Here is an 11,452-nt window from a genome sequence, read left to right on the forward strand (position 1 = left end):
GGGGGGCGGCGTGGGTGGGGGGGGGGGCCCCGGCGGGGGCCGGCCCCCCCCCCGGGGGGTCCGGGGGCGATCAGCTCGCCGCCGTACCGCTCTCGCCGGGTTCCCCTTCCGTGGACGTCCGTTCGACGGACGACCGTTCCGCGGACGCCCGTTCGGCGGCCGGGACGAGTTCGGGGGCGGCGGGGTCGGACGTACTCGGGCGCGGGGAGCGGCGGCGCGGCTTCGGAGTCTCGGCGCGCGCGGCCTCCGCGCGGATCAGGGCGTTGAGGGCGGCGAAGGCGTCGATGGGCATGGCTGTGTCCTCACGTGAAGGGGGTGGAGGCTGCTGAACGGGGCGGGGGGGGAGTTCCCCGGGGACGCGCGGGTGCCCGTCCTGTCAGCAGCGCAGCACCGCACAGCGCGTCGGGCCCGTCACCCGTGGCGTCCCCGCGAGGACGCCACGGCTCGGACTCGGGGACGGCCTCGTGGCGGCCGGCACCAGAAGGTCCGGCGGCTCCATCCGGGCCCTCGCCGGACGCTCGGTCCTGGCGGGGTCGGTGTGCTGGTCGGTCTCGGCGGTGTCCTGCTGCCCCTCGCCGCTTCCCTCGCCGCCCGGGTCCGGGGCGCCGGAGGCGGGCGGTACGGGCTCGGCGGCCCGCGCGGTCGCGGAGCAGGAGGCGAGCGAGATCCCCAGGAGGGCGATCAGTACCAGCAGCCCCACCACCACGGCCCGGCGCACGGCGGCGGCGTGCGCGGCCGCGGCGCGGGGGGCGAGAGGCGGGGCACAGCGCATGGGCATGACCTCCTGGGACATGCCACCCCTGCCCATGCGCGGCCGGGCCCGGTCCTGCTACCGGCGGAAACCGCTCGCACGGGGGACGCGCGCTACGCCGGGTCCCGCTCGTTCTCGGTCGTGCGTGCTCCGGCAGAGAGCGCATTCGCCTCGTCGTCGGCGCCGGACCCGGCACGGACCGGGGTGTCGCCGGCGTCGCCGGAGCCCGCGCCGGGCGCCGTGAGGGCCGTCACCGCGGCCTCCTCCGTCGCGGCCGTCCCCTCTGCCGGTGCCGCCCCCCGCGCCACCGGCGTCCCCTCCGCCCCGAGCGGCACCTGAGGCCCGCCGCCCTCGCGGAGCCACCGCCGGAGCACGGCGTGCACCTGCTCCGCGCCGACGAGTTCACCGCGGTCGGGGACCGGCGCGCTGAGCACCAGCGGCGACAGCAGGAAGGGCCACGCCTGTTCGCCGCCGAGCCCGCCGTGCGAGCCGATCTGCTCCTCGAAGGCGTGCACCCGGCCCGTCCCCGGGTCGTACATCGAGTTGACCATGATGTCCGCGACATGGGGGAAACCGTCGGTGCGGCGCACGGCGTCGGCCGCGCCGGGCCCCATCCCCGCCAGCGGCCCGTCGTCGGCCAGCGCGTCCACGGGAACCTCCACGCCGCCGTGGCCCAGCACCACGGAGCCGTGCTCCTCGCTCCGTACCAGCAGGAAGCCGATCCCCGGATGGCTGGCGAGCGTCCGCAGCAGCGCCGGGTGGCGCCGGTCGATCGCCTCCCGGCTCATCCGGCCCGGCACGTCGGGGAAGGAGATCAGACCGAGGTTCCCGGAGGCGAGCACGACCGGCTCCGAGGAGCGCGCGGGCTCCGCCCCGTCGTCGTCGGTGCGCTCCGGCCGGTGCAGCGCGCCGAGGACGGCGTGGCGCGCCGCGTCGCGCGCCTCCGCGCCGCTCCTGGTCCGCTCGGCCCGCCGGGAGACGGGCAGTCCGCACCCGGCCCGCACGAGGTCCTTGAGCGTGAGCCCGTACGCGCCCTCGAAGGTCTCTCCCGGGCTCTGGCCGTGGTCGGAGAGGAGCACGATCCGGTAGCGGCGGGGTGCGTGCTCGGCGACCCGGGCGATCAGGCCGACCGACCGGTCGAGCCGGGCGAGGACCCGCGCGGCGTCCCGGCTGTGCGGCCCCGAGTGGTGCGCGACCTCGTCGTAGGCGACCAGGTCGGCGTAGACGGCGGTCCGCCCCGCCAGCATGTCGCCGAGCACCGCCGCGACCACGACGTCCCGCTCGACGACGGTCGCGAAGGCCCGGATGAACGGGTACAGCCCGCCGCGGCCCACCCTCGGCCGGTCGCCGCGCAGCCGCGCCCGGGTGGACTGGCCGATCTCGCGGCAGACGTCGGAGACGAACGAGACCACCGTACGTACGGCGTTGGCCGGGTCCGAGAAGTACGCGAAGTAGCCGGCGCGGGAGCGGTTGGTCCGGGCGCGCCGGGCGGCGATGGAGAGCACCAGCGCGAGCTGGTCGGCGCCGCCGCTGAAGAGGTTGCCGCGGCTGGCGCCGTCGAGGGTGAGCAGTCCGCCGTCGCCGGTGCGCTCGATGGCCCGGCGCTGGAGTTCGGCGGCGCTCGCGGGCCGGTTGCTGACCATGACCCGGCCGCTGTCCTTCTCGTACCAGCGGAAGGCGGGGACGTCGTGGTTGGAGCCGTGCAGGATGCCGAGCTGGCTGGCCCCGGTCTGGCTGGACCAGTCGGTGCGCCACGGTGTCAGCCGGTGGGTGGGGCGCTCCCCCAGCCAGCTCGCGATATGCGGCACGTCCCCCGCGGCGACGGCGTCCAGCAGCACCTGGTGGCCCACCCCGTCGAGCTGGAGGAAGACCGTGCCGGGCACGTCGCTCCGGCCGGTGTCGCCGCCCCGGCCGCGTCTGCGCCGCCGGCGGTCGGCGAGGCGCGAGAGCCGGTGCCGGTACGCCTCGTCGTCGCCGACCGCGAGCCCGGTGGCGGTCGCGGAGGCGACGGCGGACATCACGGCGGCGACCACCACGGCGGTCTGCGGGTCGGCGGCGCCCCGGCCGTCCGGGATGAGCCGCAGCGCGATCAGCAGCAGCGAGCCGTTGAGGAAGAACACCAGCAGCCCGAGGACGAGCGCGGGGACGAGCAGCAGCGCCCGTACGAGCACCGGCCACACCAGCGCGCCGAGCAGACCGAAGGCGCCCGCGCCCCACGCCGCGGTGACCGCGATCCTGGTGGGGCTGTCCCCGTCGGCGGACTGGAGCTCGAAGTCGGGCAGGATGCCGGCGAGCGCCAGCATCGTCACCGTGGACACCGCCCAGACGAGGATCACCCGCAGCAGGGCCCTGCCGGTCGTGCGCCATCGCCCCCTGACGGCCCGGGGCGCGGCGGTGCGTGGGGCGGCGGACGGCTTCACGCGACTCCAGCTCCGGCTCCGGCTCCGGCGTGCGGGAGGGACGCGGCGCGGGGCACCGGGCGCCCGCTCGCTGTCGTGCACCGGGTCGTCACCACTCCGCCTTCACCTCACGTCCGGCCCGTACGGCTCACGGGCCCGGCACCCAGCCTCGCACAGCGCCGCGCGGGCCCCCGCGTCCCGGGGCCCGGTGGATCACCGCGCCGCGGGGCGCGCCCTGGCCGGAATCGAGAGCCTGCGGTGGACCTCCGCCTTCCGCGCCGCGTCGTAGCACGGCTCGTCCAGGCCGGCCGTCTCCAGCCGTACGCCCCGGCGCTCGCACTCGGCGGCGAAGGCGGGGACGGAGGTGAACGCCCGGTCGAGCACCCGGTCGTTGGCGGCGACGAAGAGGTCGACCAGCCCGTCCTCGACGTCGGTCCACAGCCCGCAGTGGTCGGGGCGCAGCCGGTAGAAGTAGAGCTGGCGGGTGACGGTGTAGCCCTTGTCGGCGGCCCAGCGCGCGCACATCAGGTGCTGGCCGTGGGTGTCCACCAGGAAGGGGTCGCGGTCCAGCTCCTCCAGCGGTGTCAGGCTGGCGATCGCCGTCACGCGTACCTCGCCCATGCCGCTCCCCCGCTCCCCCCGAGCACCCCCGGGCCCGTCCCCCGGGGCCCGCCTTCGTTCCGCAGACCCTAACCCGCGCGCGCCTTCGTGAGGCAGGCGCGCACGGGGCGGTCGGAGGCGCGCGGCCGGGCGCACCCCGTTCGCCCGCACGGGTGGCGGCCGTACGCTGAGGGCGAGGAGCAACCCCGGGTGGGGAGCGGGAGACCCCGCGCCCCCGTGCGCGCCGGGCGGACGGAGCTGAGGTCGGGTTGGGAACTGTCATCACCTGGTGGGGCCATGCCACCTGCACGGTCGAGGATTCCGGGGTGCGGATCCTGACGGACCCGGTGTTCGTGCGCCGGCTCGCACATCTGCGCCGGCGCCTCGGCCCCGTACCACCGCCCGAGGCGGGGGTCGCGGACGCGGTGCTCGTCTCGCATCTCCACTCCGACCACCTCCATCTGCGCTCGCTGGCCAGGCTGAGGCCGGGCACCCGGCTGATCGTGCCGCGCGACGCGGCGCGGTCGGTGCCCGGCTTGCGGCGGCTCGACGCGCGCCGCAATCCGGCGGGGCTGCGGATCACGGAGGTGGGCGCGGGCGACGAGGTGGAGATCGGTCCGGTACGGGTGAGGGCGGTGCCCGCGCTGCACGACGGGCGCAGGCTGCCGGTCGGACCGCACCGCTCCCCCGCGCTCGGCTATGTGATCACCGGCGAGTCGCGGACGTACTTCGCGGGCGACACCGGGCTCTTCGACACCATGGCGGAGTCGGTGGGGCCGGTGGATGTGGCGCTGCTGCCGGTCGGCGGCTGGGGGCCGCATCTCGGGCCCGAGCATCTCGACGCGGGGCGCGCGGCCCAGGCGCTGGCGCGGCTGGCGCCGAGCGCGGCGGTGCCGGTGCACTACGGCACGTACTGGCCGATCGGCTTCGACGGGGTCCGGCCGCACGAGTTCTACGCGCCGGGCGACGAGTTCGTACGCAAGGCGGCGCGGGTCGCGCCCGAGGTGGCCGTACATCTGCTGCGGCACGGCGAGAGCGCGCGGCCGGAGGCCGTACGGTGATCGACCGGTTCCTGGCCCAGCTCTCGGTGCTGCCTCCCGAGTCGACCCAGCAGGCCGTGGGCTATCCGTCGGTGTTTCTGCTGGTGGCGTTGGGTGCGCTGGTGCCGGTGGTGCCGACGGGGGCGGTGGTGAGTACGGCGGCGGTGGTGGCGTTCCATCAGAGTTCGCCGGTCCCGGCGCTCTCGATGGTCCTCCTCTTCCTCGTGGCGTCCGGTGCGGCGTTTCTCGGCGATGTCGCGCTGTACTGGCTCGGGCGGCGCGGGGTCGGCTCGAAGAACGGTTCGCGGTGGCTGACGACGCTGCGCAGGAACGCTCCGCCGGACCGGCTCGAACAGGCCCAGCGCAAGCTGCGGGAGCGCGGGGTGACGGTGCTGGTGCTGTCCCGGCTGGTGCCCGCGGGGCGGATTCCGGTGATGCTGGCCTGTCTCGTCGGGGAGTGGCCGCTGCGCCGGTTCGCCCGGGGCGATGTGCCGGCGTGTCTGGCCTGGGCGGCGACGTACCAGCTCATCGGGGTGGCGGGCGGCTCGCTGTTCGCCGAGCCGTGGGAGGGCGTGCTCGCGGCGGTGGTGCTGACGGTGCTGGTCAGCGGCGGCCCGGCGCTCTGGCGCAGGGTGCGGCGGCGTACGCGGTCCACGGAAGACTCCGACGGCTCCGACGGTACGCACCGTACGGGCCGTACGGAGCCGGACCGGCTCACGGGCGCCGAGGTCCTGCCGGGCGCCGAACCGCATCCCGGCCCGGAGGGCGGCAGGCCCTGACACGCCCGGCCGGGGGTGCCCCGGTCCGGTGGCGCCCCGGTCCCGCGGCGTCAGCGCAGCTCCTCGAAGACCGCCGCGAAGTCCTCCAGCGCCCGCGCCACCTGCGGCAGTTCCAGGGGCTCCGGCGCGGTGAGGGACTCCAGACGCTGCTCCGGGCCCGCCCCGAGCAGCGGTCCCGTGGGCAGACGCACCCGCAGGGCGCCCAGCTCCTCGCCGAACCGGTGGCCGCCCGGGGTGGCGGTCCCCAGGCGCGCGCCGAGATGGTTCTCCAGCTCCAGGGAGTCGGTGACGCCGAGCGCGGCCAGCCGGGGGCGCAGCGGCCCGAGATCGGCGTAGAGGTGGCGGCCCGCCCGGGGAGGCCGTGCGAGGGCGCCGGAGGCGAGCACCGCGTGGTGGGCGGCCCCGGCGATCCGTCCGTACAGCGCGGCGGCGTCCCGCGCCCGCGCCGTGACCGCCGGCGGTTCGTCCAGCGCGTGGGCGGCGGCAGCGGCGACGGGGCCCGCGACGAACGCGCCGAGCGCGGTGAGGATGTCGAGGGTCCTGGCGCGCAGGGCGGCCCCGGCCGGGGTCGCGGGGTAGCGGGCGAGGGCCATGGGCCAGGCGGCCGGGAGGAGCGAGCCCACCGCGTCGCAGACGACGGTGACCTCGTCGGGCCACATCCGGGCCGGGCTGAGCAGCACCGTCTCGTGCGGGCGGTGCAGGGTGTCGCTCCAGGTCTCGTCGCTGATGATGTGGAGCCCTTCGGCGATCGCCGCCTCGCAGGCCGCGCGGACCGCTTCGGGCGGGGCGACGGTCGCGGTGGGGTCGTCGGCGAGGCAGAGCAGCAGCACCCGCGGGACGCCGCCTTCCGCCCTGACCCGCCGGACGGTCTCCAGCAGGGCGTACGGGTCGGGCACGCCGCCCGCGTCGGGCGGGGACGGCACATGGTAGGCGGGCCGGGCCAGCAGCCGGGCCTGCGGTGTCCACCAGGCGGGGCAGGGCCGGGGCATCAGCACGTCGCCGCCGTACGCGGCGAGCAGGGCGAGGAGCAGCGGCTGGGCGCCGGGCGCGGCGGCCACGTCGTCGAGGCCGCCGGCCAGTCCGCGGCGGGACCAGTAGCCGCAGGCGGCCTCCCGGAGGACCGCGCCGCCGCCCGGGGGCTCGGGTTCGGTCCGCCCGGCCGCCGCCGCGCACGCCTCGGTCAGCTCGGGCAGGGCGGGCAGTCCCGCCTCGGGGGCGGGCGGGCCGTAGCGTACGGGACCACGGCCCTCGGGAGCCGTCCGCCGCATATGCGCCACCTCCGTGGCGGCCCGTGGGCCGGTCCGTCCCGTGAGCCCGCTATCTTGAGCCCTTTATACGGAGGTTTGTCCCTGTGCGCTTCTCGGGTTCCGCCACCCCGTCGCCCCGCTCCTCGCCCCGCTCGCCGTCCCGCTCGCCGTTCGACGCGCTGTCCGCCCGCCGGTCCGCCCGGGCCGCCGCGCCGGGGCCGTCCGCCGTCCCGGCCGGTCGGCTTGATCCGTCCTCGCCGGGGTACCCGCGTGCCATGCCGAACACCGCTGCCTCCGCCTCCGTCGTCAGCCGCGCCCGGATCGCCGCGCTGCTCGAATCCTGGGACGACCGGGCCTTCCGGGCGGTCGCCGACCGGCACTGGCCGGGCGCCGACCCCGTACTGCCCCGGCTGAGCCGCAGCGCCAACCACGGGCTGATCTGGTTCGGGGCGGCGGCCGGGATGGCCGCGCTGGGCGGCAGCGCGCGCTCGCGCAGGGCGGCGCTGCGGGGCGTGGCGTCGCTGGCCCTGGCCTCGGCCGCCATCAACACGGTGGGCAAGCGCGCGGTGCGCAGGCAGCGCCCGCTGCTCGACGTGGTCCCGGTGATGCGCCGGCTCAAGCGGCAGCCGTTCACCTCGTCCTTCCCCTCGGGGCACGCGGCCTCGGCGGCGGCGTTCGCGACCGGGGTGGCTCTGGAGTCGAAGGGGTGGGGCGCCGCGGTCGCGCCCGTGGCCGCCGCCGTGGCGCTCTCCCGGGTCTACACGGGCGTGCACTATCCGAGCGATGTCCTGGTGGGCGCGGCGCTGGGGGTGGGGGCGGCCTACGCGGTACGGGGGCTGGTGCCGACGCGCTCGCAACTGCCCGCCCCGGGACGGCCGCACACCCAGGCGCCCGCGCTGCCCGGCGGCCGGGGGCTGACCGTCGTCGCCAACCGCGCCTCGGGGTCCTCGGACTCGGCGGAGCTGGTGCGCGAGGCGCTGCCCTTCGCACAGGTCGTGCTCTGCGCGCCGGAGGAGGTGGACGCGGAGCTGGAGAAGGCAGCGGGCGACTGTCTCGCGCTGGGTGTCCTCGGCGGGGACGGCACGATAAACCGGGCCGCGTCGGTCGCCGTGCGCCACGCCCTGCCGCTGGCGGTCTTCCCCGGCGGCACGCTCAACCACTTCGCGTACGACCTGGGCATCGAGAGCGTCCACGACACCTGCCGGGCGCTGACGGCCGGTGACGCCGTACGGATAGATCTGGGCCGATTCACCCCGGGGCCCGACGAGGGCGCGCCCGGCCACTTCGTCAACACCTTCAGCCTGGGTGTCTACCCGGAGCTGGTCCGGGTGCGCGAGCAGTGGGCGCCGCGGATCGGCGGCTGGCCCGCCGGGGTGCTGGCGGCGGCGCGGGTGCTGCGCGGCGAGCACCAGATCGACGCCGAGTTCGAGGGCAGGCGGCGGTCGCTGTGGCTGCTGTTCGCGGGCAACGGGATCTACGAGCAGATGGGTCCCACCCCCGGCCACCGGCGGAATCTGGCCGACGGACTGCTGGATCTGCGGATCGTGCACGGCGGCCGGGCGCCGGGCGTACGCCTGCTCGCCGCCGCGCTGGCCGGCCCGCTCAGCCGTTCGCCCGTCCACGCGGCGGTCCGGATGCGCCGGGTGCGGATCAAGAACATCGCCCCGGGGACCCGGCTCGCGTTCGACGGTGAAGTGGCCGAGGCGCCGCGGGAGCTGACGCTGGACAAGGCGATCGAGGCGCTGACGGTCTACCGGCCGCAGGCGCTGCTGTAGCGGCCCCGCCGGGGATATCCGCTGGACAGCCCCCGGGCGCGCGGCCGAGGATCACCGGGATGGCCATGGAACACGTCCTGGAGACCGGCAGGCTGCGCCTGCGCCCCTTCACGGACGACGAGGCGGAGGTGGCCCGGGTCGTCGCGCTGGACAACGACCCGGGCGTACGGCGGTTCATCGACGGCGGCCGGCCCGTCTCCCCGGACACGGTCCGGCGTACGACCCTGCCGAGGCTGCTGGGCCCGGGGTTCCGGGCGGCCGAGGAGCGGGCCACGGGCGAGTGGCTCGGCTGGTTCTGTCTGGAGCCCCGCCCGGGACCGGGCCCCGGGGACGGACCGGACTGGCGCGCCCCGGAGCTGGGCTACCGGCTGCGCCGCGCCGCGTGGGGCCGGGGGTACGCCACCGAGGGGGCGCGCGCCCTGGTCCGTACGGCCTTCACCGTGCTGGGCGCGGAGCGGGTGACCGCGCAGACCATGACCGTCAACACCGGGTCGCGGCGGGTACTGGAGAAGGCCGGGCTGCGGTACCTCCACACCTTCTTCGAGGAGTGGCCGGAGACGATCGAGGGGTCGGAGCGGGGCGATGTCGCGTACGGACTGACGCGCGAGGAATGGGAGAGGATCGGGCCCACCCCACCCACCTGAGGAGCGCCGTGTCCCCGGAGTCACCCCTGTCCGAGCAGCCCGAGTTCGACCATCTCGTGCACTGCGTACCGGATGTGGAGTCCGCCGCCCGTGCCTACACCCGGGCCGGACTGCCCGCCCACGCCAACCGGCCGCATCTGGGCTACCGCAACGGCGCGTGGCGGCTCGACACCCGTTACATCGAGCTGTCGAGCGTCGTGGACCGGGCCGTCTTCCACGACTCGCCGTACGGCAGGGCCATGCGCGGCTGGCAGCCGCGTGTCGACGCGCTCGTCGCCCGGGGCGGCGGCGCGCTGAACTTCTGCGTCCACGTGCGCGACGTCGCCGCCACGACGGACCGGCTGCGCGCCCGGGGGCACACCGTGGAGCTGCTGAGCTTCGCGCCGGAGGGATCGCCCGTTTCGTTCCGTGAGGCGATCCTGCGGGACGTGCCGCCGTGGGCGCCGTTCTTCGTGACGTACACGCCGGACCGCCACACGATCCTGACCCGGTACTCGGCGCCGGGCCGGGTGAACCGCGGCCCGCACGATCTCGCCGGCGTCCTGGTCGAGACCCCGGACCCGGTGGCGTCCGCCGCCTGGCTGCGCGGACTGCTCGGCCTGGGGCCCGGCGCGTCGGCCACCGTGGTCGAACTGCCGCTCGGGGCGGTGCACTTCGCCGAGGGGGACGCCGACGCGATCACCGCGCTGCTGCTCGTGGAGGGCGCCCCGCCCACCACGGTGATCGACGGGCTCGGCATACGGCCGCTCGGTTCCGCCGCCGACGGGGCACCCATCAGATGGTCCGCATAGCAAGACGCATGTCTCATCATGCGACATGGAGGCGTAGCGTGGCCGGACCACTTCACGAGAGGGAGTCCGGCCATGCCGAAGGAGACCGCCGTCTACACCCACGGGCACCACGAGTCCGTGCTGCGCTCGCACACCTGGCGCACGGCCGCCAACTCCGCCGCCTACCTCCTGCCCGAACTCCGGTCCGGGCAGGACGTGCTGGACGTGGGGTGCGGGCCCGGGACCATCACCGCCGACCTGGCCGCGCTCGTCGCGCCGGGCACGGTGACGGCCGTCGACGCCTCCGAGGCCGTCCTCGACACGGCGCGCGCGACCGCGGAGGCCGCGGGCGTGACCAACGTCCGCTTCGCGGTCGCCGATGTCCACTCCCTGGACTTCCCCGACGACTCCTTCGACATCGTCCACGCCCACCAGGTCCTCCAGCATGTCGGCGACCCCGTCCGGGCCCTGGGCGAGATGCGCCGGGTCTGCCGGCCCGGCGGGACGGTCGCGGCGCGGGACTCCGACTACGCCGCCTTCGCCTGGTTCCCCGCCGTACCGGCGCTGGACGGCTGGCTGGAGCTGTACCGCCGGGTGGCGCGCGCCAACGGCGGGGAGCCCGACGCGGGGCGCCGGCTGCTCTCCTGGGCGCGGCGCGCCGGATTCACCGAGATCGAGGCGACCGCCACGACCTGGTGCTTCACCACGCCCGAGGAGCGCGCGTGGTGGAGCGGGCTGTGGGCGGACCGTACGGTCGCGTCGGACTACGCGCGGCGGGCGGTCGACGGCGGACACGCGACGCGCGAACAGCTCGCGGAGATCTCCGCGGCGTGGCGGGAGTGGGGCGAGGCGGAGGACGCCTGGTTCATGGTCCCCCACGGCGAGATCCGCTGTCGCGCCTGAACACCCGGGCCCGGTCGCCGCGCCCCTCACTCCCTTCCTCGCGCCCGGCCAACTAACCTGACGGGCATGGAAATCATGGGAACCACGCTGCGTATCTGCGTCGACGACCTGGAGACGTCGGTGGCGTTCTACGAACGTCTCACCGGAAGCCCCGCGCTCCGCTTCGAGCGCGGCGGGGTCTCGGTCGCCGCCGTCGGCTGCTTCCTCCTGATGAGCGGTCCGGCCTCGGAGATCGACGTCCTGCGCAAGGTGCAGGCCACCATCGCGGTCAAGGACGTGGACGAGACGCTCACGGTGCTCACCGGGAGCGGCGCCCGGGTCGTCGCCGGACCGGTGCCGACGCCGGCGGGGCGCAATCTGATCGCCGTCCACCCCGACGGCTCGATCTTCGAGTACGCCGACCGCAAGGTGGTCCCCGCGGCCTGACCGGGCGACGTGGGGGGGGCGGGCGCCGGGGGGGGGGGCCGCGGGGGCCGCGCGGGCGCCCCCGCACCCGGGCGCCCCCGCGGGGGGGCCCACCCCGCCCCCCCCGCGGGGCGCGCGA

Annotated in this window: 12 protein-coding genes; 7 read left to right on the plus strand and 5 right to left on the minus strand. The window is 76.4% G+C overall.

Annotated features, from left to right (window positions below):
* Positions 1-70: 70 nt before the first annotated feature.
* From ACFXPK_RS28430 to ACFXPK_RS28445, 4 genes are all read right to left on the minus strand, one after another.
* Positions 71-292, minus strand: coding sequence for a hypothetical protein (locus tag ACFXPK_RS28430; RefSeq protein ID WP_385079924.1), 222 nt, complete (start codon positions 290-292; stop codon positions 71-73).
* Between the two features lie 84 nt (positions 293-376).
* Positions 377-772, minus strand: coding sequence for a hypothetical protein (locus ACFXPK_RS28435; protein ID WP_385004773.1), 396 nt, complete (start codon positions 770-772; stop codon positions 377-379).
* A 92-nt stretch (positions 773-864) separates the two neighbouring features.
* A complete protein-coding gene (locus ACFXPK_RS28440; protein ID WP_385079953.1) occupies positions 865-3,054 on the minus strand; it encodes an alkaline phosphatase family protein in 2,190 nt (729 codons plus the stop codon).
* Positions 3,055-3,363: 309 nt separating this feature from the next.
* On the minus strand, positions 3,364-3,771 hold the full coding sequence (locus tag ACFXPK_RS28445; RefSeq protein WP_385004775.1) for a hypothetical protein: 408 nt from the start codon (positions 3,769-3,771) through the stop codon (positions 3,364-3,366).
* A gap of 248 nt (positions 3,772-4,019) precedes the next feature.
* On the opposite strand from ACFXPK_RS28445, the gene ACFXPK_RS28450 reads away from it, so the two are divergent.
* Positions 4,020-4,811, plus strand: a complete 792-nt coding sequence (locus tag ACFXPK_RS28450; RefSeq protein WP_385079928.1) for an MBL fold metallo-hydrolase — start codon at positions 4,020-4,022, stop codon at positions 4,809-4,811.
* A complete protein-coding gene (locus ACFXPK_RS28455) occupies positions 4,811-5,569 on the plus strand; it encodes a DedA family protein (RefSeq protein WP_385079954.1) in 759 nt (252 codons plus the stop codon). Before ACFXPK_RS28450 ends, ACFXPK_RS28455 begins: the two co-directional genes overlap by 1 nt.
* Before the next feature lie 50 nt (positions 5,570-5,619).
* Here ACFXPK_RS28455 and ACFXPK_RS28460 read toward each other — a convergent pair whose 3' ends face one another.
* Positions 5,620-6,837, minus strand: coding sequence for an aminotransferase class I/II-fold pyridoxal phosphate-dependent enzyme (locus ACFXPK_RS28460; protein WP_385004779.1), 1,218 nt, complete (start codon positions 6,835-6,837; stop codon positions 5,620-5,622).
* A gap of 254 nt (positions 6,838-7,091) precedes the next feature.
* On the opposite strand from ACFXPK_RS28460, the gene ACFXPK_RS28465 reads away from it, so the two are divergent.
* The 5 genes from ACFXPK_RS28465 (at position 7,092) to ACFXPK_RS28485 (ending at position 11,334) form a co-directional block, all read left to right on the plus strand.
* Complete coding sequence (locus ACFXPK_RS28465; protein WP_385004781.1) at positions 7,092-8,591, plus strand: bifunctional phosphatase PAP2/diacylglycerol kinase family protein; 1,500 nt, start codon at positions 7,092-7,094, stop codon at positions 8,589-8,591.
* 59 nt (positions 8,592-8,650) lie between these two features.
* Positions 8,651-9,235, plus strand: a complete 585-nt coding sequence (locus tag ACFXPK_RS28470; RefSeq protein ID WP_385079931.1) for a GNAT family N-acetyltransferase — start codon at positions 8,651-8,653, stop codon at positions 9,233-9,235.
* A gap of 8 nt (positions 9,236-9,243) precedes the next feature.
* The gene (locus tag ACFXPK_RS28475; RefSeq protein WP_385079933.1) at positions 9,244-10,026 is read left to right on the plus strand and encodes a VOC family protein; all 783 of its coding nucleotides are present in this window, start codon (positions 9,244-9,246) and stop codon (positions 10,024-10,026) included.
* A gap of 72 nt (positions 10,027-10,098) precedes the next feature.
* Positions 10,099-10,908 (plus strand): methyltransferase domain-containing protein, encoded by an 810-nt coding sequence (locus ACFXPK_RS28480; protein WP_385004785.1) that lies wholly within the window; start codon positions 10,099-10,101, stop codon positions 10,906-10,908.
* Positions 10,909-10,974: 66 nt separating this feature from the next.
* Complete coding sequence (locus tag ACFXPK_RS28485; protein WP_385079937.1) at positions 10,975-11,334, plus strand: VOC family protein; 360 nt, start codon at positions 10,975-10,977, stop codon at positions 11,332-11,334.
* Positions 11,335-11,452 lie beyond the last annotated feature (118 nt).

The organism is Streptomyces sp. NPDC059142, assembly GCF_042755665.1.
In the GTDB taxonomy this organism is placed as follows: Bacteria; Actinomycetota; Actinomycetes; order Streptomycetales; family Streptomycetaceae; genus Streptomyces.

What these genes read in the sequence shown, in the direction of transcription:
- ACFXPK_RS28485 (WP_385079937.1), top strand. Translation starts at nt 10,975, where the DNA reads ATGGAAATCATGGGAACCACGCTGCGTATCTGCGTCGACGACCTGGAG.
- ACFXPK_RS28460 (WP_385004779.1), bottom strand. Translation starts at nt 6,837, where the DNA reads ATGCGGCGGACGGCTCCCGAGGGCCGTGGTCCCGTACGCTACGGCCCG.
- ACFXPK_RS28465 (WP_385004781.1), top strand. Translation starts at nt 7,092, where the DNA reads ATGCCGAACACCGCTGCCTCCGCCTCCGTCGTCAGCCGCGCCCGGATC.
- ACFXPK_RS28435 (WP_385004773.1), bottom strand. Translation starts at nt 772, where the DNA reads ATGCGCTGTGCCCCGCCTCTCGCCCCCCGCGCCGCGGCCGCGCACGCC.
- ACFXPK_RS28430 (WP_385079924.1), bottom strand. Translation starts at nt 292, where the DNA reads ATGCCCATCGACGCCTTCGCCGCCCTCAACGCCCTGATCCGCGCGGAG.
- ACFXPK_RS28440 (WP_385079953.1), bottom strand. Translation starts at nt 3,054, where the DNA reads ATGCTGGCGCTCGCCGGCATCCTGCCCGACTTCGAGCTCCAGTCCGCC.
- ACFXPK_RS28480 (WP_385004785.1), top strand. Translation starts at nt 10,099, where the DNA reads ATGCCGAAGGAGACCGCCGTCTACACCCACGGGCACCACGAGTCCGTG.
- ACFXPK_RS28470 (WP_385079931.1), top strand. Translation starts at nt 8,651, where the DNA reads ATGGCCATGGAACACGTCCTGGAGACCGGCAGGCTGCGCCTGCGCCCC.
- ACFXPK_RS28445 (WP_385004775.1), bottom strand. Translation starts at nt 3,771, where the DNA reads ATGGGCGAGGTACGCGTGACGGCGATCGCCAGCCTGACACCGCTGGAG.